The sequence below is a fragment of the Prosthecobacter sp. SYSU 5D2 genome, from assembly GCF_039655865.1.
Taxonomy (GTDB): domain Bacteria; phylum Verrucomicrobiota; class Verrucomicrobiia; order Verrucomicrobiales; family Verrucomicrobiaceae; genus Prosthecobacter.
The window spans coordinates 370,293-389,378 of record NZ_JBBYXL010000001.1 but is presented as its reverse complement, the minus strand read 5'-3'; the positions used below and the strand labels follow the sequence as shown (position 1 = coordinate 389,378).

Sequence of the window (19,086 nt, the reverse complement as noted above, 5' to 3'; positions counted from 1 at the left end):
CTAATTTATGACTTCACATCTAACCCTTTTGCACACGGTCTTGGACTGCCAAATTGACCCTCAGAGCAGCAGGCATCTTATCCTCGCCGTCATCCTTCTTCATGCATGAACTGGCGAAGGTCCGAAGCCATGGATTTTAAGAATTCTGGTTCCGCCCGTTCACCATAGCGCCGCCATCCAAACGCGTCATCGGTGCATCTGGGGATGACATGAAAATGAGCGTGAGGCACCTCCTGGTCTGCGGCCTCGCCATCGGCAGCGGAAAGAGTGATTCCTTGGTACGATGCTGATGCAGATTTCAGCGCGTGTACCAGCTGCCGAATGAGCTGAAAAACCGCTGCCGTCTCACGTTCTGTCAAATCCACGAACGAAGTGACATGACGCCGAGGCACCACCAGGGTGTGCCCAGGATTCACCGGACACAGGTCCAGAAAGGCCATCGCGAACTCGTTTTCACCAAGCTTCGCGGTCTCCAGTTCCAGCAACAGAACCCGGCAGAAAGGGCAGTCATTCATTCAATGAAATGGTTTTTGTTAGGCTTTCAGGGTTTAAGTTGAATCTTCTTTGCCGGGCTGCCATCGCCTGGATCAAAGACCCAGTGCGAAGATGAAGTGGTGTGAACGTAGATGAGGCGCGGATCCCAGCCCAGACTTTGGTAGAGCTGGAACCCTTCTGTTTCATTCACATAGGCCCATCCATACAGTTGGCCTTCAGTTGGAAGGTCGCTGGTCAGGAAGGGCAGCAGATCTTTGCCCTCCATCGGATATTGATGATGCTTGGCGTAGTACAGTTCCGCTGCCTGTATAACCGGGACCGCTGAGCTTGCCTGCACGGTGAGCCGTGGGTCATAGTCCTCAGCCGGATAATTCGAAGGAAAGCCAGGCCACTCTCCGAAGATGGAAACAAGCAGAGGCTTGGCACCTGCAATGATGATCACCGCAACGATGCATATCAAAAGGATGGTTTGCCATTTTTTCATAAGCATTCTCCCGCTTCACAGCAACGCCAGACTCGCCAGCTCCCGGTAATACGGCGAGCTCACCAGCAGCTCCTCATGCCGGCCATGCGCCAGCACCTCCCCCTGGCGCATTACGTAGATCACATCCGCGCTCACCACCGTGCTCAGCCGGTGCGCGATGACCAGACAGGTGCGGTCCTGGCGCAGCGTCTCCAGCGCCTGCTGGATGAGCTGCTCGGACTTCGTATCCACGGCGCTTGTCGCCTCGTCCAATAACAGGATGGGTGCATCTTTCAGGAAGGCGCGCGCCATCGCGATGCGCTGCCTTTCGCCCCCGCTCAGCATCACTCCGCGCTCACCCACCGCCGCATCCAGGCCATCCGCTCCGCGCCGTACAAACTCTCCGGCACAGGCCAGGTCCAGCGCGCGCCACATCTCCTCATCCGTCGCATCGTGTTTGCCCAGGCGCAGATTGTCCCGAATGGTCCCGGCAAAGAGAAAGGCATCCTGCGTCACATAGGCAATCGCATCGCGCAGGGACACACGGTTGTATTCCGTGATGGGGCTGCCATCCAGCGTGATGCTGCCGGAGGTCGGATCATAAAACCGTGTCAGCAGTTGAAACAGCGTGGACTTGCCGGATCCCGTCGCGCCCACGATAGCCACCGTCTGGCGGGGCTCCACCCGCAGGTTCAGCCCCTGCAGCACCGGTTTGCCCTCATGATATTCAAAATCCACTTCCTTGAATTCGATGGCTCCTTTGACCTCCTGCAGTGTGCGGCCTTCCTCCAGGTTTTCCTCGCCGGCCTGGTCCAGGATTTTAAACACCCGCTCCGCACTGGCCAGCCCTGTGACCATCGTCTGATTCACCCCATGCAGCCGGGCGATGGGTTCAAAAAAGAAGCCTAACAAAAAGATAAACTTAAACAGCTCCCCCGTCGTGATTTCCCCCTGGATGGTCCCATAGGCCCCTGCTCCCAGCAGAAGCACCAAACCAAAGCTGCCAAAGAAGCCCATCAGCGGACTGTACACCGCCCAGGCCGTCATGAGCTGCTGCTGGCTGCGGCGCAGATGATCGCTGGCCTTGTTAAAATCCTCCTGCTTGGTGTCCTCCGCCGTGTAGCTCTTGATCTGGCGGATGCCCGTGATGGTGTCATGCAGCAGCGAGTTCATGTGGCTGCTCGCCTCCCGCGCCCCCTTCGCCCGCGGAGCGATCCACCGCGCAAACAGCCATCCCCCCGCCGCAATGAACGGCGTCGGCAGCATCACAATCAGCGCAAAGGTGCTGTTCGTGTAAAACATCACCATCGCGCTGATGATGATTTGCAGCACCGACGTCACCCCCTGCTCGATGCCTTCCAAAATCACCCGCTGCGTCGCCGGTACGTCATCCGCCATGCGTGTCAGGATGTCCCCCGTGCTCTGGCGGTCGAACCACGTCAGCGGCAGGCGCGCGATCTTGCGATGGAGCTGCCCCCGCAGGTCAAAGATCATCCTTTGTTCAAACACACTGTTCAGCCGCGTGCGGATATAAAAGAGAAACTCGCGCAGAAAGAACGCCCCAATCGCCAGCCCCCCAGCCTTCCAGATGCCCGGAATGTCCTTCTTCGGGATGATGTCATCCACAAACCACTGCACCACTCCTGGGAAGACCACGATCAGCGACGTCCCCAGCACCGCCAGCACCAGTTGCACCGCCGCCATCCGCCAGTGCGCACGCGCAAACACCAGCAATCGGCTGGCCGTCGAGCGCAAAGAAGTCGGTTTGTCTGGCATAGTACAGTGCTCATCACTCTCCGAGTGATGCGATCCAGAGCAAACCCTCTTTCTACCCTCCAATAAACTTCCTCCAATATTCCAGAAGGGGCGACCCTCGCCCCTCCCAAACCCCATCACTCGGAGAGTGATGGCTACTGTACTCAGCACACCGCCCGGTCCGTCTGGAAGATCCCGGCATTGGCCAGGAACATCTCCCAGTCACGCACCTGGTAAGTATTACGGATGAGCAGGGTCACCGGCACTTCACGCGGGGCAGCAGGGCGGCGCAGCAGTTTCAGGCCGGCTTCTTCAGGCAGCTTGCTGCCCTTCTTGCTGTTCACCTTCTTGTCCGCCAGCACGCAGTTGTCCCAGGTGCTTTTGCCACCACGGGAGACGGGCACAATGTGGTCAATGTTCCCCTCGTTAGGCTTCAGCTTGCGCCCGGTGTACTGGCACACGCCGCCGTCACGCTCCCAGATGGCCTTCGCACAGAACTTCGGACGGCGCTTCGGCACCCGGTCAAACCGGGCCAGTACCAGCACCGTGGGAATGCGGACAGGACCGTGCACCGTGCCGATGGAGTTGTCCCCAGGGTTGACCGGCAGCTTCATCCAGTCCTCCCAGGTCACAGGCGTCATGTCATCATCCGCTGAGATTTTCAGCGCTGTCGCATTCCCGGCAGCCATCATGCTAAAGGCATCGGCGGGCGATTTCACGCCGATCGCCTGCCAGTTTCTGTTCAGAACCAGGACGGTAGTTTTGTTCAACACATCATTCATGCTTTGTCTCCTTAAAAACGGGAATTGACGGCACGAAGGAACGGAAGCGGTGTTCGTTCCTTTATGTTGGGCACTAATCGTGCCGCAACATTGCCGTTTGCCAAGTGCCAAATTTGCCAGACGTCTGGTTACGCCTGCCAGGTGCCTGCTGGTGAAGCCTAGTTTTAACACCTCCAAAATAGGAGACTGCCCCAGGGAGGCTCTCGCCAAAAAGGAGGATTAAAATCAGTCCTCCGCCTTCTCCCCGGCCGGGCACATTTTGACAATGCGCGGCTGAAACCGACCCACCCCTTCCACCAGATCCTGCTGGGCCGCCATCACGCTGTGGATGTCTTTATAGACACCCGGCACTTCGTCAATGCCCGCGCTCAGCAGTTCCACCCCGGCCGCAGCCAGCTGCTTTCGCACACTGCCCCAGGTGAAACTTTGTTTCGCCTCGGACCGGCTCATCAGCCGCCCCGCCCCGTGGGAGGCACTGTTCAGCGACCCCGCCTGGCCCTTGCCGCGCACCACAAATCCCGGCGTGGCCATGGAGCCAGGGATCACCCCCATCTCTCCTGCCGCTGCCGGGGTCGCGCCTTTGCGGTGCACCACCACCTCACGCTCCTGGCCATCAATGACATGCGTTTCCTTCCAGGCAAAGTTGTGATGGTTCTCGATGTCCAGGATCACATGCGCACCCACTTTCTTGGCGATGTATTTGTGAATCAACGCATGGTTAGCCGCCGCATACCGGCCCATGAGATTCATCGCAGCCCAGTATTCCTGGCCCGCTTCTTCCTCAAAGGTCAGCCAGGAAAGATGCTTCATTTCCTTCGGCAGATCATAGCGCCGCTCCGTGGCGATGTGGCTGTAGTGCAGGCATACCTGCGCCCCCGTGCCACGCGATCCGCTGTGGGACAGCAGCGCCAGGTATTCCCCCGGTGGAATGTCAAAACCCGATTCCTTCAGCGCTTCCGCCTGATCGGCATCCACGTCAAAGGCGCCAAATTCCACAAAGTGATTCCCCGAGCCGCTCGTGCCAAGCTGAGCCCACGCCTTGTCTTTGAACCGCCGCGTAATGGGGGAGACATTCCAGTCCTCGTCCATCACCTCATGGTTCCGTTTGTCTTTAAACGCACCGCCCATACCGAAGTTGGTCTCGCGCTCCAGAATGTTGGCCAAGCGGCCCTTCTGTCCGGGGATCACGCTGGCTTTGCGGTCATAAACGCTCAGCCTCATGCGGCAGGCAATGTCCACACCCACCGCATACGGGATCACACAATTGTCAGTCGCCAGCACCCCGCCAATAGGCAAGCCATACCCTTGATGCGCATCCGGCATCAGCGCCCCCGCCACTGCCACCGGCAGCGCACAGGCATTCGCCATCTGCTGCACGGCCACCGCCTCCAGCCCAGAGCCCCATTGCTGCCACGGGGCCAGCCTGTCACGCTGTTTATAAGCCGGCGCATAAAGATCCCGCGCCAAAGCTTCGCGCAAAGGATCTCCAAGATACGCCGCCGGATCAGCGATAATCGCCCCGACCTCCTCCTCCAGCCTGGAGGCATCGCCGCCCTCTTGTACATAGCGGTTGATAAACGCCATGCCGGAACAAAGCGCCGGGCCATCGGGAATGCCGAGGCCAGTAAGTAAGGGGGAGTTCATAAAATAAGTGTGTGTTGAAATGAGCGAGTAAAATCTTGAAAAGTTAGATGCGAAGCCGGCGACGGCTTCAAATTGCGGTTGGTTACGCGGCCCTGATGGGAAACCTCGAGGCGGAGGGGAAAAGCCAGAAAAGCAGGTTCCTCTCCTCCGCCTCGATGTCCCCAGTCAGGGCCGCTTGAAGACGTTTCCGGGCGATTTTTTCGCGCAGCCGACTTCTCGTCTGATTCTGTCCGTAGGAGCGGCTGCAATCGGTCAGCTTGTCCAGCCTGTATCTGCCAGATCCTTCCAAATGCGCTTCGATCCAGGCAAGCCGGCTTTCAGTTTCCGGTTCAAGAAGCTTCGCCTCAGTTTGCAGATTTGGGACGACTCGCAGTTCAAAGAGTTCCGGCTGATTAAATTCCATCACCCGCTGCGGATAACCTGCCCACAGAGCCTGTGCAGGCTTAAAATAGGAGATCCATTGGGCTTTCAGCCGCTTGCGAGGCCCGAAATCCGTTGGCCATCGCCACGCGAGCTGGTGATCTGTGATATGCAACTGCTGACGGCGTTTGCTGTTGGTTGGCTTAAAGTTCCGCCGCCAATGATATCGGATGACATTGATCTCTTCAAGGATGGCCCTGAGGATGTCTGCGTCCTCCCTTTGTTCGGCATCTTTGGTTAGAAAATAGAGTCGTTTCCATCCTCGGCGGATGGGTGGTTCTAGCGGAGCTGTTTCCAGTCGCATTCGCCAGAGTTTATTGCACTCCCGATGGAGGGAGAGCAGCTTTTTGTCGTGGGTTTTTCGGGTGTCGGGTTTCATGCTGAAGGGTGAAAGTTAAATCAGTTAGGCTGCATCAGGCGGAGAGTGGCTCTTAGCGCTGCCCTCAGGGTGGCTTCTTAAAAAAAGGAGGGCTCTGCTTCAAGGTAAATAGGACCGGAAAAGGCCACGCGGTCGAAACATGGGTGAACGCTTTTTTAAGTGCTCGAAAACCTAACCACCTGTTAGTCAAGCTTCATCAATCACGCACATGGCTCTTATCTTTGAACGCATCCAGACGGAAGGCATCGCTGAGCTTTCCTATTTGCTGGGCGACGACAGTGTCGGCGTGGCGGCCGTATTCGACCCCACGCCGGATGTGGAGAAATACGTGAAGCTGGCTCGTGAAAAGCAGGTTTCCATCACCCACATCTTTGAAACCCACATCCATGCGGATCTCGTCAGCGGGTCGCGGGAACTTTGTGCCAGAGTCGGCTCGGCCAAAATGTTCCTCAGTCATGAAGGGGATGCGTGTTACGGCTTTGAGCATGAAAATCTGGCTGAAGGAGACCGCTTCACCTTTGGGAAAACGATTGTGACGGTGAAGCACACGCCCGGCCACACGCCTGAGCATGTCAGTTTTGAACTCACGGCGGAAGAGCATCCGGAAACACCCTGGGGTGTCCTCACGGGCGATTCCCTCTTTGTCAGTTCCGCCGGGCGTCCTGACCTGCTGGGGTCCGGCCAGACGGAGGAACTTACCCGCCAGCTCTTCCATACGCTTCGGGATTATTATCTAAGCCTGCCGGACGGCACGGCCATCTTTCCTGCCCATGGTCACGGTTCACCCTGCGGCGCTGACATTGGCGACCGCCTGGACAGCACCATTGGTTACGAGAGAAAACACAATGCCTGGCTGCAACTGCCGGAGTTTGAGGCCTTCAAAGAGCATGCTCTGGGCAATGCCCCACCGGTGCCTGAATACTATCCCCGGATGAAGAAGATCAATGCCAGAGGCCCGGAAATCCTTGGCGGTCTGCCTCAGGCACCTGGACTGCCGGCTCCGGTTTTTCATCAGGCGGTACAAGAAGGGAAAGGCATTCTGGTGGATACCCGGATGATGCTGGCTTTTGGCGGCGGCCATGTGCCAGGAGCACTGAACATTGCCGCTTCTCCCATGCTGTCCATCTGGGCTGGCTGGCTGCTCAAGCCTGAAGAGCCTCTTCTCCTGGTCCTGGATGATGATGCCAGCCTGGACAAAGTTTTGAAACTCTTCCTTCGCACAGGATATACCCGGATTGCGGGTTATCTTGCTGGCGGCATGAAAGCGTGGAACAACGCCGGCCTGCCGCTTGATCATGTGGGCCAATGGAGCGTTCATCAGGTGAAGGATGCCGTCTCCCCCTCGTCCTTGCAGATCGTGGACGTGCGAACCCCGGATGAATGGGGCCAGGGCCACATCCCAGGAGCGTCACACTTTTTCCTTCCTGACCTGCGCAAGCGCTGCGGGGAACTCGACCGCGACGCTCCAGCAGCCGTCTATTGTGACAGCGGCTACCGAGCCAGCATCGGCACCAGCATTCTGAAGCAAGAGGGTTTCCATCTGGTTTATAACATCCCAGGTAGCTGGCAGGCCTGGAAAAGCGCCGGTTATCCGGTCGCAGGAGGGAATGGCAGCGAATGAAAGCAATCTTCACCATCAGCCTGATCACACTTCCCAGCCTCTCACAGGCTGCAGATCTGGGGGCCAATGCTCTGGATTATGGAGGCGGGGCCTGGTCGCCCTTTGTGGTGGGAGCAGGCATCGGCATCCTTTCCTGGCTGACTTTCGCATTGGCTGGAAAAGCCATCGGAGCCTCGTCTTTCTATGCCACGGTGGCCGGATTTATTGGCATGGTCGTGGCTCCCGGTCACACCCGGTCGCTAAAATACTATCAGGATAATCCGCCTCGTCTGGACTGGGGTTTTGCTTTTGTCATCGCCACTGTTCTGGGCGGGTTCCTTGCCGCCTGGTCAGGGGGCGAAATCAAAGATGAATGGCTGCACCCCATGTGGACCGACCGCTTTGGCGACAGCCTCCTTCTCCGCGCTGCCATCGGTATGGCCGGCGGCCTGCTCATGGCCTTTGGAGCCCGCCTGGCAGGCGGCTGCACCAGCGGTCATGGCATCAGCGGCACCTTGCAGCTCAGCGCGGGCTCCTGGCTCACGGTCATTGCCATGTTCATCGGCGGCATTGCCACCGCCATGTTGTTATACCTTTGGTTATGAAAGATCCGGGTTCAGTTGTCAAAGCTTCCAGCACACCCAAAAAAGGTCCTGCTGGCCTTGGCCGTTTGCTTGGCGCTGTTGCCTTTGGACTGTGTTTCGGCTTTCTTTTGCAGAAGGGCGGCGTCGCCAAATACAACGTGCTGGTCGGCCAGCTCCTCTTGCAGGACTTCACCGTCGTTAAGGTCATGATGACCGCCGTCGTCGTCGGCATGGCAGGAGTTCTGACCCTGCACCACTTTGCCAAGGTCAATCTTCATATCCAGCCGTTGCGGATCGGGGCCAACCTCATTGGAGGCCTGCTGTTTGGGGCCGGTTTCGCCCTGCTGGCCTATTGCCCAGGGACAGGTGCTGCCGCTCTCGGTCAGGGAAGCTGGGACGTACTCTTCGGCATGGCCGGTCTTGTGATCGGCTCATGGATCTACGCGGAACTCTCCACCCGGCTTCAAGCCACCGTCGAAAAATGGGGAGATAAAGGCAAGGTCACTCTCCCCGAACTATTTCATCTGCCGCGCAGCTTCTTTATACCCGGCTTCATTCTCGTGCTGGGCGTATGCCTTTATATCTTGGATCTTTATACCGTGCGCTAAAAGTCGGTCCACGGGGACATGCACCCCGCTATGCCGGTTAAAAGCCGGCTGCTTCGCTGTCTAAGCTTTGGACCGTATATAAATTGGCGACCCTGACGGGATTCGAACCCGTATTGCCCGGTAGAAAGCCGGATGTCCTGAGCCGTTAGACGACAGGGTCTGAATGGAAAATTGGAGTAACGCGGAGGGCATGCTCCCCATGCAGCCACAGCAGCACGATCTCCTTAGCAGTGAGTCCCGGGCTCTTGTCCGGTTCATGTTCCATACTGAGTTAGGCGAAAAAAGTGTCCCCGGCAGGATTCGCACCTGCGGCCCTCGGCTTCGTAAACCGATGCTCTGTCTGCTGAGCTACGGGGACATAAATGGGTGCCACACCTTGGATTCGAACCAAGATCCTCTGAGGTCTGAGCTCAGCGCCTCTGCCAGTTGGGCTAGTGCGGCAAAACAAGGAGTGAGGCCATCCTGGCCTCGTCAATGACGGCCTGCCGTCACTCCTGAATGGTTGATAAAGTCGGTCCGGCTGGATTTGCACCAGCATCTTCCGGGTTATGAGCCCGACGCTCTTCTGTTAAGCTACAGACCAGTGAATGGTCGGATACCCCGGTGCTGCCCCGGGCCTTTCTTGTTCCCAAAACAAGCGAGTACGCTGGCTCTCTCGTATCCGTATAAAGTGGACGCGTGCCCCGGACTCGCACCGGGTAAGGCGGCTTTGCAGACCGCTGACTCGTCTCTTGGTCTTGCACGCGTGATATAAAATGAATAGCTGGTTCCCTCAGCCGGATCTGCCCCGGCACCGTCTCCGTCACAGGGGGGAATGCTGCTGTTACACCATGAAGGGAATGATTGGAAAGAGTGCGGCCTGCCGGTGCTGCCCCGGCGCGCTCTGTTTGGAAGACAGACATGCTGGCTGTTACATCAAGGCCGCGAAATGGATGGCCGCTGGAGCTGGTATCGCACCAGCCTGGGCGGAGCTTCAGTCCGCCGCTCATCTGTCTGAGCCATCCAGCGTTTATAATAAGAGTTGGTCCCTCGGCGTGGTGACGCTCCACGGTCTTCCGGTTATCAACCGGGTGCTCTGCTGTTGAGCTACCGAAGGGGATGGAAAGAGAAATGACGAATGACGAATGACGAATGACGAATCTAAGACTGGCAGATAGCGGCTCCCAACATTCGTCATTCGGGTTTCGTCATTCGTTGTTTGATTGGATGCAGGGACCGGAGTTGCACCGGCCAAGCCAGGCTTATGAGACCTGGCAGAGCACTGGCTCGCCCTGCGTTTATAGGATGATGAAAGGGTGGACAAGGACGGTAACGCTCCGTCACTTGCTGGATGCGAGCCAGCCGTGCAAACTTCTACACTACAAGCCCGATGGGCATGGAGCGTGGGGACGGACAGCCTGCCCGTGACCTAACCTCCTGGTGGCGATCCTGTGTCCCCCGGAAGGTGGCGGGCGGTCCTTTGCTGCGGGTCCTCACGCTCCATGATGATTGGCTTGTGCGGCCATTCAAGGCGTGACGCATATAGCTAGTTAGGTCTGACCGGCTGAAGCCGGGACTACAGAACGGCTGATGCGTCACGCATGAATAGAACGAACACCGCTGCCACGCACTGGGATGGGGGTATTAAGCACATCGCTGGCGTCGCACCCGCAGGGTTTACACGGCGGATGTTCAGGTGTTTATGGCACACCTTCCGGGAAGCCTCTTCGTGATGTCAAATGGGGCGCGGTTGTCCCTGTATTCCGGCTTATGAGCTTAGGAATACTTACGCGGTTAAAGGTTGCCCAAATAGGCTATTAATGGGAGGCAGGAAATTCCTGCGGCAGAGGTTGATGGATGGCTTGAGAGGTGGCCCGGTGAGAGGGTCTAGAAGGTGCTTGTGTACTTGGTTGAAACCAGCAAAGCTGCTTTGCGATGAATCAGTTGGTGCCCAACTGAACTGCTTTGGAAAACAAAAAGCCCTGCTGCCTTTTGAGGGCGAGCAGGGCTTGGAAATGCCGGGTTCTTGGTAAAACCTGCGGGCTAGCCGCGCTGCTCGTTGACCTCCTTGGCTGGAATGTTCAGTTCCATCTCTTCATGGCGAAGGGCCGTAAAGTCGGTGCCGGGTCGTGCACAATAACTTCTCAACTGGAACCCTGCGAGGGTCCCGAGTATTGAGGAGGTTGTGAAGGTCCGGTTCATGGAAGGTCGTGTTAAGTGTGCGTAGAATTTGACACACCTCTTGTGAGGCGTCAAATATAAATAATAACTATTTTTAGCCGATGGCTGCTGAAATGCAACTTGGGTTCTTAGGTTGCCTAATCCTCACGGAAAGGCCTTTTCGAGAGCTTCGACATTGGCAGTCATGACGGTCATGAAATCACCGTTTTCGGGGGTGTTGCCACAGGGGTCAATGACCAGGCTCTGGATGCCGAGATTGGCGAGGCGGTCGACGCTGCGGGCTGCTGGGGTGCCTTCCCAAAGCATCCATTTGGCACGGTGACCGGAAAGCAGACGCACGAAGTTTTCCATATCCTTGTTGTTAGGCACGGTTTCGGGTTCCCAATGCATGGACTGCAGGTTCAGGTTGTAACGGCGGGCGAAGTATTGATAGACTGGATGAGAGGCGACGAGAGGTGTGTTACCGATGCGCTTGCTGACGCCTAACAAACGATTATCTAAAGATTCCAGCTCTTTTTTAAGTTCTTCAAAACGCTGCTGGATGGTCTTGGCTTCCGCAGGCACCACGGCCTGGAGGGCGGTGGAGACTTCCTGGGCCTGGAGGATGGCCTGCTGGAGGTCCATCCAGGTGGTAAAGGCGGTGCCGCTGTGGCTGTGCTCGCCCTCAGGGCCGTGGCTGTGGGTGGTGGCTTCTTTGACCTCGATAAAGTCTTTGGAAAAGGCGCTGGAGGTATTGATGACCTTGTCATCAGGCAGGGTGGTGTTGTCCACCCACTTGGAATAGCTGGCGCCGTTCATCAGGATGAGACTGGCTGCCTGGTATTTGGCGATGGTTTCATCATCCGGATTCCAGAAGGCCGGATCTTCATCCGCCGGGGCAGGGAAGTGGACGTCCACGGCAGCGCCACCGAGGCGTTCGGCAAAATATTTGAGCGGATAATTGGCAGCATAAACCTGGGGTTTTCCACCCTGGGGTACGGCAGCCGCCGGTGCGCCTGGCTGTGGAGCGGCTGCGGGGGTGGATTCAGAGGCGGGTTTGCAGCCTGCGATCAACAGTAGGAGGGGCAGGATGAGGAGGTTTTTCATAAGGATTGAAGGGTTTAGACCATGCAAGCGGACAAAGGTCCCAAAATTAAGCAACAAAAAACCCATGCCGGAAGGTCTTTCTGGCATGGGCGAAAAAAAGAGCCGAAAAAGGCTATTCGCGTTTCTTCTTTGCGGCGGCGCCCTTGTTTTTGGCCTTGCCCTTTCCTTTGCCTTTTGGAGCGCCGGGGGCGACTTTTTCGCCGGGCTTGGGCAGGGTGGCTTTGGCGGTTTCCCACTCTGGATTGAGGGTGGCGTTGCGGATGGTAAGGTTGCGGAAGTCCACAGACTGGCCGCCGACGGTGAAACCGGGGTTCATTTTGTCAGTCTTGAAGAGGTCGTCGCTGCCCCAGGCGGTGAGGCCGTTGACCTGGCCGAGCATCAGGTCGCCGACCATTTCCAAGCGCACTTTGTTCCAGGTGCCTGGCTTGAGCTCAGCAGGGAAACGGGCGAAGACGACCGCCTTGTCCGGACCTTCATGGTCGTTGTCGTCCTTCTGGACGGTCACACTTGTGGGCGTGATGTTGATGCGGGCCATGTGGTCCTTGACGGCATTGATGGACAGGCTGGTGGTGCGGGCGCCTTCAAACTTGAATTCATATTCGATGATGAAGTCATTCAGTTTGTTAGGCAGGCGGGCGACGGCACCGTGCTTGTCGGCCTCCAGTTCGGCACCGCGGACAACGCCGTCCTTGAGTTCCCACTGGCCTTTGGCGATCTTCCAGGGGGAGGCGGGGGCGGAATCGAGTTTGGATTCATAGATGACCTCTCCTGGGATGGCGAGCATGGGTTTTTCGGCAGCGCTGACCAGGGAGGCGAGGGCGAGGAAAAGAAGGGACGGGATTTTCATGGGCCGCTGAAAACGTGGCAGCGGATTCCATATTGCGGCGATTTGGATTTCTTGCGCGGTGCGGGAGTCGCATGCAGTCTGGCCGGGATGCGAATTTTGTCCCGAATGCTGCCAGTGGCGGCCTGTGCGGTCTGCCTGGGTGCGTGTGCCCCGGAGCGGGAGCGTGCGGACCTAGTCTTCATCCAGAGCGCGGAGCCGGAGACGCTGGATCCGGCGCTGACCTCGGACCAGGTTTCCATGCGGCTTTCCACCGCACTTTTCGAGGGGCTGTGCCGGGTGAACCAGGCTGGCAGGCCAGAGCCGGGGATGGCGGAGCGGTGGGAGATCTCACCGGACCGGAAAACTTATACCTTTCATCTGCGGGCGGGCACGGCCTGGACGGATGGGCGTGCGGTGGTGGCGGAGGATTTTGTCGGGTCGTGGAAGCGGGCGCTGGATCCGGCGACAGGGGGGGACTACGCTTCGCTGATGCATGTGATCCGGGGGGCCAAGGCGTTCAGCGAAGGTCAGGACCCGGATTTTTCCAAAGTGGGTGTGAAGGCTGTGGATGAGAAGACACTGCGGGTGGAACTGGAAAACCCGACGCCGTATTTTGTGGACTTGACGGCCTTTGTCACCCTGGCTCCGGTGCCGCTGGGGACGATTGAAAAACACGGGACGGCCTGGATCAAACCGGCGAACATCGTCACCAACGGGGCCTACTTCCTGGAAGAGTGGCTGCTGGATGACCGCATCCGCCTGCGCAAAAATCCGCATTACTGGGATGCGGCAAACGTGGGGATGGAGACCATCGAGATCAAGCCGGTGCAGGATGCGAATACGGCGTTGAGCTACTTCCATACCGGCCAGTGCGACCTGATCATGGACAAGGGCATGATCCCGCCGACGCTGACGCAGAAGCTGAAACAGCAGCCGTGGTTTCACACGGGACCCTTTCTGGGGACGTGGTTCATCCGCATCAATGTGACGAAACCGCCCTTTGATGATGCACGGGTGCGGCAGGCCTTTGCGCTGGCGGTGGACAAGGCTCGGATCGTGGAAAAGATCACGCAGCTTGGTGAATTGACGGCCTGGGGCCTGACTCCGCCTGGAACTGGGCAGGACTATCAGGCTCCGCCGGGGCTGGACCTGAATGTGGAGGAGGCGCGGCGGCTGATGGCGGAAGCGGGATATCCGGGGGGCAAGGGTTTTCCGCGTGTGGAGTATCTTTACATTCCGCTGGGGGTGGAAAGGAACATCGCTATTGAGCTGCAGGCGATGTGGCAGGAGGCCCTGGGGGTGACGGTGAACCTGACGAAGCAGGAGCAAAAAGTGTGGCTGAAATCCATGCGTGAACTGGACTACCACCTGTGCCGGTCGAGCTGGGTGGGGGACTACAACGATCCGAGCACGTTTCTGGACATGTTCATCACGGGCAGCGGCAACAACCGCACAGGCTGGTCTAACGAGAAGTATGACCGTCTGGTGACGGAGGCGGCGGGGGAGGCGGACATCCTGAAACGCAACGCCATCTTCCAGCAGGCAGAGCAGACGCTGATTCGCGAGGAGTCAGCGATCATCCCGGTTTACTATTATGTGGGGGTGCAGTTTTACCATGCTGACCGGCTGGAGGGGGTGCAGGGAAACCTGATTGATGATCATCCGTTCAGGTGCATGAGGTGGAAGAATTAGGGGATGGAAAAAAGGTGGAGAGCCGTCTCTAGCGGAGCTTCCTATCCATAGTTTCCACACTGCGATATCGGGCTAAATCGTGCATTTTGCTTTTAGGCCGGTTTGCGTGATGGTTTAAGACGGGCTGGGAGGTTTTAAAGATTGGAAGAAGGTGCTTTACGTGTTTGTTAGAGGATAACATGGATCATTTGGAAAACAGCAAGAGTGAGGATGATGCAGCCTCGGCTGTGCAGGATTCCGAGAGTTCACAAACGGAGATGATCCCGGAGAGCGGAGCGAAGAAGGAGGGGATGATCCAAGGGGCATCGAACAGTACCCTGCCGATTGTGGGGCTGGGCGGATCGGCGGGCAGCTTGAAGCCGATGCAGACGTTTTTTCGCTGATGCCGGAGAACTGCGGGATGGCGTTTGTGGTGGTGGTTCATCTTTCCGCAGATCATGACAGTGTGCTGGCAGACATTTTGCAGCGGTCCACGGCGATGAAGGTAATTAAGGTGGTAGGGCTGACGGAGATCGAGGCCAACAGCGTGTATGTGATCCCGCCCGGACATCACCTGGTGGTTCGGGACGGGCACATTGACCTCAAGACCATTGACCAGCCGCGCGGGCGCCGGATGCCAGTGGACCTGTTTTTTCGCTCGCTGGCGGATACCCATGGGCCACAGGCGATGGCGGTGGTGCTTTCCGGGGGGGATGGGGACGGGTGCATCGGCATCAAAAGGATCAAGGAGCGGGGCGGGCTGACCATTGCGCAGGATCCCAATGAGGCAGAAATCCCGCAGATGCCGCGATGCTCCATCGCCACCGGAATGGTGGACTGGGTGCTGCCGGTGCGGGAGATGCCACAAAGGCTGATGGAATATCTGGAAAGTGAGCGGCGGGTGCGGCTGCCGTTGGAGCCTGAACTGGAGCAGGAGGAGGAAGAGGCTAAAGCGCAGGCACCGCAGGGAGATGCGAAGCTGCGGGAGGTGCTGGCCTTCCTGTGCATGCGGACGGGCCATGACTTCAGCGCTTACAAGCGGGCAACGATGTTGCGAAGGGTGGCGCGGCGGATGCAGGTGAACAGTGTGACGAGCCTGACTGAGTACCTGGCTTTTTTGCGCACCCATCCAGGGGAGACTGGGGCTCTGCTGCAGGATCTGCTGATCAGCGTGACGAATTTTTTCCGCGACAAGGAGTCCTTTGAGAGGCTGAACAGCTCTTTGCCGGACCTGTTTGAAGGTAAGCGGTCAGGGGACTTGGTACGGGTGTGGGTGGTGGCCTGCGCGACTGGGGAAGAAGCGTATTCCGTGGCGATGCTGATGTCCGAGTATGCGGACCGGCTGGAATCCAAACCGACGATCCAGATCTTCGCGACGGACATTGATGAGGAGGCGATCAGTGTGGCGCGGGATGGACGTTACCCGGAAACGATCCTGGCGGATGTATCCGAAGAACGGCTGAGGCGGTTTTTTACCCATGAGCAAGGAGCGTACCGGATCCGGCGTGAAATCCGTGAGATGGTGCTGTTTGCCTCTCACAATGTGCTAAAGGATTCGCCTTTTTCACGGTTGGACCTGATTACCTGCCGGAATTTGCTGATCTATTTGACGAGGGAAGCGCAGAGCCGGGTGTTTGATATCTTCCACTTTGCGCTGGGGCAGCAGGGCAAGCTGTTCCTGGGCTCATCGGAATCGGCCGAAGAGGCGAGGCTGCTTTTCGGGCCGGTGAACAAGGAACACCGGATCTTCGAAAAAAAAGCGACGGGCCGGCTGGCGCTGCCGATTTTTATGAGTCCGCATGCGAGCTTCCAATCCATGCACGCGCGAATGGGGGAAGGCCCGGTGATTCCGCAGGCGGCGACCCTGATTCCGCTGAGAAGTCCGGCTCGTGGCGAAACGGAAGAGGGGGGGCAGTTTTCCTGGGAAGGGCTGCACTTCAAGCTGCTGGAGGGTTTTGTACCGCCATCGGTGATTGTGAATTCGGCCTATGACATCATTCACCTGTCAGAAGGGTGCGGGCGGTTTTTGCAATTTTCCGGCGGGAAGACAACGGTGAACCTGCTGCATCTGGTGCACCCGGCGTTGAGGATCGAGCTTAGGGCGGCATTGTTCAGAGCAAGCCAGGGGCAGGAAACGGTGCAAATGCGGGATGTCCGCATGGAGGTGAACGGGCAGCGACTGCTGGTGGACATCAGCGTGCGGCCGGCGAAGGACCGGGCGGTGGATTTTTTCCTGGTGGTGTTTGAGGAAAGGGCGGCTGCCAGCGGAGAGGAGGAGGCGCCTGTGGCCGTCCAGGGGGTGACGCATCATCTGGAGCAGGAGATCGAGCATTTGAAGCTGCAACTTCGGCAAACAGTGGAGCAGTATGAGGCCTCCAGTGAAGAACTGAAGGCCTCCAATGAAGAACTGCAGGCGATGAACGAGGAGCTGAGGTCCGCGACGGAGGAGCTGGAGACCAGCCGTGAGGAGCTGCAATCCATCAATGAGGAGATCACGACGGTAAACATGGAGCTGAAAAGCAAGGTGCATGAGCTGAGCTATACGAACAGCGACCTTCAAAACCTGATGGCCTCCACGCACATAGCGACGATCTTTCTGGACAGGCAGCTCTGCATCAAAAGATACACGCCTTCGGCGGTGAAGCTGTTTAACCTGATCTCCACGGATGTGGGACGGCCGCTGGCGGACCTTCGTCACCGGCTGGACTATGAGGGGCTGACGCGGGATGCGGAGGCGGTGCTGGACAGGCTGCTGCCCGTGAGCCAGGAAGTGTGTGACCGCGATGGGCGGTGGTTTTTAACCCAGATGCAGCCGTACCGGACAACAGAGGACCAGATCGCCGGGGTGGTGCTGACGTTTGTGGACATCACGGAGACCAAGCAGGCGCAGGAGGCGCTGCGCAGGAGTGAGGAGCGGCTGGTGGCGATCTTTGAGCAGGCGGCGGTGGGTCAGTCTGAGATTGACCCGGAGGGAAGGTTCTTGCGGGTGAATGATGAACTGTGCCGCATCCTGGGCCGGACGCGGGCAGAGCTGCTGAGTCTGACGGTGAGTGATGTGACGCACCCTGATGACATTGAAGCCTGCATGCAGGCCTGGACAGAGCTGCTGGAAGGCGGGAATTCCCTTTCCATCGACAAACGATATGTGAGGCCGGACGGAAGCGTGGTGCCGGCGAGCAGCAGCCTGAGCCGGCTAGGAGACAGCGGTAACCAACCCTCCTCCGTGCTGGCGGTGACAGTGGACCTGACGCAGAGGGTGGAAGCTGCGAAGGCGCTGGAAATCTCCCGCCGGGAGATACTGAACGCACTGCATGAGACCCGGCAGGCGCGGGAGGCGGCAGAACAGGCGGACCAGGTGAAGAACAACTTCCTGGCGGTGCTGTCCCACGAACTGCGGACACCTTTAACCCCGGTGCTGATGGCGGTACAGGCGGCGAATGAGGAGCCGGATCTGAACGAGGAGCTAAAGGAGCTTTTTCAGATGATCGAGCGGAACATCCTGATGGAAACCTATCTGATTGATGACTTGCTGGACATCACACGCATCACCCGGGGAAAGATGGAGATCACCCCGAAACGCATGGACCTGCATGCGGCAGTGAAGGAGGCGGTAAACATCTGCCAGAGCGAGCTGGCCTGCAAGGAACACCGGGTGGAGGTGGCCCTGGAGGCCGCTGAGCATGAGGTGGAGGGCGATTCTGTGCGGCTTCAGCAGGTGTTCTGGAACCTGGTGAAAAACGCCTGTAAATTCACGCCGAAGAAGGGTTCCATCCGGGTACGCTCTTACAATGAGGGTGGCCGGATCGTGGTGGAGGTGGAGGACACTGGCATCGGCATCAGCGCTGAGGCGCTGGCGCATGTGTTCAGCCCTTTTACCCAGGCGGATGCCACCATTAAAAAGAAATTTGGCGGCCTGGGCCTGGGCCTGGCGATCTCCCAGGCGACGGTGCTGGCGCATGAGGGGACGATCCATGCGGCCAGCGAAGGCCGGGGCAAAGGGAGCTGTTTTGTGGTCACACTGCCATTGATGATGGAGGGAAAATGACGAATGCAGAATGATTCCGTGAAGCGGAAATCCGGTGGGAGGGAGATTGAGTTTTCTGCACTCATGAGCCGGCGCAGATACGATTTGCAGGTGTGAGTGACGCTTTGAACAGTTCTTCCGACAATACCCTCTGCATTTTTGTGGTTGAGGACAATGCGGACACCCTGAAGTATCTGACCCGGCAATTGGTGAAGCAAGGCCATCAGGTGCTCTGTGCGACGAGCATGAGGCAGGCGCTGGAGGACCTGCCCGCTGCCGGCTGCGATGTGCTGATCTCTGACATCGGGCTGCCAGACGGGGACGGCTGGCAGTTACTGAAGGAAGTCAGGCTGAAGCAGACTGTGTATGCCATCGCCATGAGCGGCTATGGGATGGCAAGCGACCGGGCCAAGAGCCGGGAGGCTGGGTTCAGGCATCATCTTTTGAAGCCGTTTTCCAAGGAGACGCTGAGGGAGCTGCTGGCGGAGGCGGTGAGAGAGAAGGGGGGCAGAATGACGAATGACGAATGACGAATGACGGAGGACGGAGAAGCGATTGAGCGCCACACCGCTTTTCTTTGGAGGCAGTT

General features: G+C 58.0%; 15 protein-coding genes and 4 tRNA genes. 7 read left to right on the top strand and 12 right to left on the bottom strand.

The window, feature by feature from the left end; translation table 11 throughout:
* Window positions 1–89 precede the first annotated feature (89 nt).
* From WJU23_RS01735 to WJU23_RS01710, 6 genes are all read right to left on the bottom strand, one after another.
* Entirely contained in the window at window positions 90–515 is a 426-nt protein-coding gene (locus WJU23_RS01735; protein WP_346330797.1) for an HIT domain-containing protein, read from the bottom strand.
* Between the two features lie 26 nt (window positions 516–541).
* Window positions 542–985 (bottom strand): hypothetical protein, encoded by a 444-nt coding sequence (locus WJU23_RS01730; RefSeq protein ID WP_346330796.1) that lies wholly within the window; start codon window positions 983–985, stop codon window positions 542–544.
* Window positions 986–994: 9 nt separating this feature from the next.
* Window positions 995–2,734, bottom strand: a complete 1,740-nt coding sequence (locus tag WJU23_RS01725; protein ID WP_346330795.1) for an ABC transporter ATP-binding protein — start codon at window positions 2,732–2,734, stop codon at window positions 995–997.
* A gap of 143 nt (window positions 2,735–2,877) precedes the next feature.
* Window positions 2,878–3,495 (bottom strand): HNH endonuclease, encoded by a 618-nt coding sequence (locus tag WJU23_RS01720; protein WP_346330794.1) that lies wholly within the window; start codon window positions 3,493–3,495, stop codon window positions 2,878–2,880.
* A gap of 225 nt (window positions 3,496–3,720) precedes the next feature.
* Window positions 3,721–5,139 (bottom strand): RtcB family protein, encoded by a 1,419-nt coding sequence (locus WJU23_RS01715; protein WP_346330793.1) that lies wholly within the window; start codon window positions 5,137–5,139, stop codon window positions 3,721–3,723.
* Window positions 5,140–5,221: 82 nt separating this feature from the next.
* A complete protein-coding gene (locus WJU23_RS01710; protein WP_346330792.1) occupies window positions 5,222–5,938 on the bottom strand; it encodes a hypothetical protein in 717 nt (238 codons plus the stop codon).
* Between the two features lie 208 nt (window positions 5,939–6,146).
* Here WJU23_RS01710 and WJU23_RS01705 point away from each other — a divergent pair, with 208 nt between their 5' ends.
* The 3 genes from WJU23_RS01705 to WJU23_RS01695 are packed head-to-tail and all read left to right on the top strand — an operon-like array spanning window position 6,147 to window position 8,730.
* The gene (locus WJU23_RS01705; RefSeq protein WP_346330791.1) at window positions 6,147–7,559 is read left to right on the top strand and encodes an MBL fold metallo-hydrolase; all 1,413 of its coding nucleotides are present in this window, start codon (window positions 6,147–6,149) and stop codon (window positions 7,557–7,559) included.
* Window positions 7,556–8,143, top strand: a complete 588-nt coding sequence (locus tag WJU23_RS01700; RefSeq protein ID WP_346330790.1) for a YeeE/YedE thiosulfate transporter family protein — start codon at window positions 7,556–7,558, stop codon at window positions 8,141–8,143. Before WJU23_RS01705 ends, WJU23_RS01700 begins: the two co-directional genes overlap by 4 nt.
* A complete protein-coding gene (locus WJU23_RS01695; protein ID WP_346330789.1) occupies window positions 8,140–8,730 on the top strand; it encodes a YeeE/YedE thiosulfate transporter family protein in 591 nt (196 codons plus the stop codon). The genes WJU23_RS01700 and WJU23_RS01695 overlap by 4 nt, the downstream gene beginning before the upstream one ends.
* An 84-nt stretch (window positions 8,731–8,814) precedes the next feature.
* On the opposite strand, the gene WJU23_RS01690 is transcribed toward WJU23_RS01695, so the two are convergent.
* The 6 genes from WJU23_RS01690 to WJU23_RS01665 all read right to left on the bottom strand — a co-directional run bounded on the left by WJU23_RS01690 (window position 8,815) and on the right by WJU23_RS01665 (window position 12,823).
* Window positions 8,815–8,890 (bottom strand) — tRNA-Glu (locus WJU23_RS01690).
* Window positions 8,891–9,015: 125 nt separating this feature from the next.
* A tRNA-Arg gene (locus WJU23_RS01685) sits at window positions 9,016–9,088 on the bottom strand.
* 9 nt (window positions 9,089–9,097) lie between these two features.
* Window positions 9,098–9,171, bottom strand: a tRNA-Leu gene (locus tag WJU23_RS01680).
* A 70-nt stretch (window positions 9,172–9,241) separates the two neighbouring features.
* A tRNA-Met gene (locus WJU23_RS01675) sits at window positions 9,242–9,313 on the bottom strand.
* Between the two features lie 1,721 nt (window positions 9,314–11,034).
* Entirely contained in the window at window positions 11,035–11,976 is a 942-nt protein-coding gene (locus tag WJU23_RS01670) for a metal ABC transporter substrate-binding protein (RefSeq protein ID WP_346330788.1), read from the bottom strand.
* Between the two features lie 112 nt (window positions 11,977–12,088).
* Window positions 12,089–12,823, bottom strand: coding sequence for a family 16 glycoside hydrolase (locus tag WJU23_RS01665; RefSeq protein WP_346330787.1), 735 nt, complete (start codon window positions 12,821–12,823; stop codon window positions 12,089–12,091).
* 87 nt (window positions 12,824–12,910) lie between these two features.
* Between WJU23_RS01665 and WJU23_RS01660 the strand changes: the two genes are divergently transcribed.
* The 4 genes from WJU23_RS01660 to WJU23_RS01645 all read left to right on the top strand — a co-directional run bounded on the left by WJU23_RS01660 (window position 12,911) and on the right by WJU23_RS01645 (window position 19,027).
* Window positions 12,911–14,494, top strand: coding sequence for a peptide ABC transporter substrate-binding protein (locus tag WJU23_RS01660; RefSeq protein WP_346330786.1), 1,584 nt, complete (start codon window positions 12,911–12,913; stop codon window positions 14,492–14,494).
* Window positions 14,495–14,673: 179 nt separating this feature from the next.
* A complete protein-coding gene (locus tag WJU23_RS01655; RefSeq protein ID WP_346330785.1) occupies window positions 14,674–14,877 on the top strand; it encodes a hypothetical protein in 204 nt (67 codons plus the stop codon).
* Window positions 14,877–18,518, top strand: coding sequence for a CheR family methyltransferase (locus WJU23_RS01650; RefSeq protein WP_346330784.1), 3,642 nt, complete (start codon window positions 14,877–14,879; stop codon window positions 18,516–18,518). Before WJU23_RS01655 ends, WJU23_RS01650 begins: the two co-directional genes overlap by 1 nt.
* A 92-nt stretch (window positions 18,519–18,610) precedes the next feature.
* Complete coding sequence (locus WJU23_RS01645) at window positions 18,611–19,027, top strand: response regulator (protein WP_346330783.1); 417 nt, start codon at window positions 18,611–18,613, stop codon at window positions 19,025–19,027.
* The last annotated feature ends 59 nt before the right edge of the window (window positions 19,028–19,086 follow it).

Excerpts from the sequence above, each read along its gene's own strand:
- WJU23_RS01730 (WP_346330796.1), bottom strand. The coding sequence starts at position 985 with ATGCTTATGAAAAAATGGCAAACCATCCTTTTGATATGCATCGTTGCG.
- WJU23_RS01715 (WP_346330793.1), bottom strand. The coding sequence starts at position 5,139 with ATGAACTCCCCCTTACTTACTGGCCTCGGCATTCCCGATGGCCCGGCG.
- WJU23_RS01660 (WP_346330786.1), top strand. The coding sequence starts at position 12,911 with ATGCGAATTTTGTCCCGAATGCTGCCAGTGGCGGCCTGTGCGGTCTGC.
- WJU23_RS01700 (WP_346330790.1), top strand. The coding sequence starts at position 7,556 with ATGAAAGCAATCTTCACCATCAGCCTGATCACACTTCCCAGCCTCTCA.
- WJU23_RS01670 (WP_346330788.1), bottom strand. The coding sequence starts at position 11,976 with ATGAAAAACCTCCTCATCCTGCCCCTCCTACTGTTGATCGCAGGCTGC.
- WJU23_RS01650 (WP_346330784.1), top strand. The coding sequence starts at position 14,877 with ATGCCGGAGAACTGCGGGATGGCGTTTGTGGTGGTGGTTCATCTTTCC.
- WJU23_RS01695 (WP_346330789.1), top strand. The coding sequence starts at position 8,140 with ATGAAAGATCCGGGTTCAGTTGTCAAAGCTTCCAGCACACCCAAAAAA.
- WJU23_RS01710 (WP_346330792.1), bottom strand. The coding sequence starts at position 5,938 with ATGAAACCCGACACCCGAAAAACCCACGACAAAAAGCTGCTCTCCCTC.
- WJU23_RS01705 (WP_346330791.1), top strand. The coding sequence starts at position 6,147 with ATGGCTCTTATCTTTGAACGCATCCAGACGGAAGGCATCGCTGAGCTT.
- WJU23_RS01665 (WP_346330787.1), bottom strand. The coding sequence starts at position 12,823 with ATGAAAATCCCGTCCCTTCTTTTCCTCGCCCTCGCCTCCCTGGTCAGC.
- WJU23_RS01725 (WP_346330795.1), bottom strand. The coding sequence starts at position 2,734 with ATGCCAGACAAACCGACTTCTTTGCGCTCGACGGCCAGCCGATTGCTG.
- WJU23_RS01655 (WP_346330785.1), top strand. The coding sequence starts at position 14,674 with ATGGATCATTTGGAAAACAGCAAGAGTGAGGATGATGCAGCCTCGGCT.
- WJU23_RS01735 (WP_346330797.1), bottom strand. The coding sequence starts at position 515 with ATGAATGACTGCCCTTTCTGCCGGGTTCTGTTGCTGGAACTGGAGACC.
- WJU23_RS01720 (WP_346330794.1), bottom strand. The coding sequence starts at position 3,495 with ATGAATGATGTGTTGAACAAAACTACCGTCCTGGTTCTGAACAGAAAC.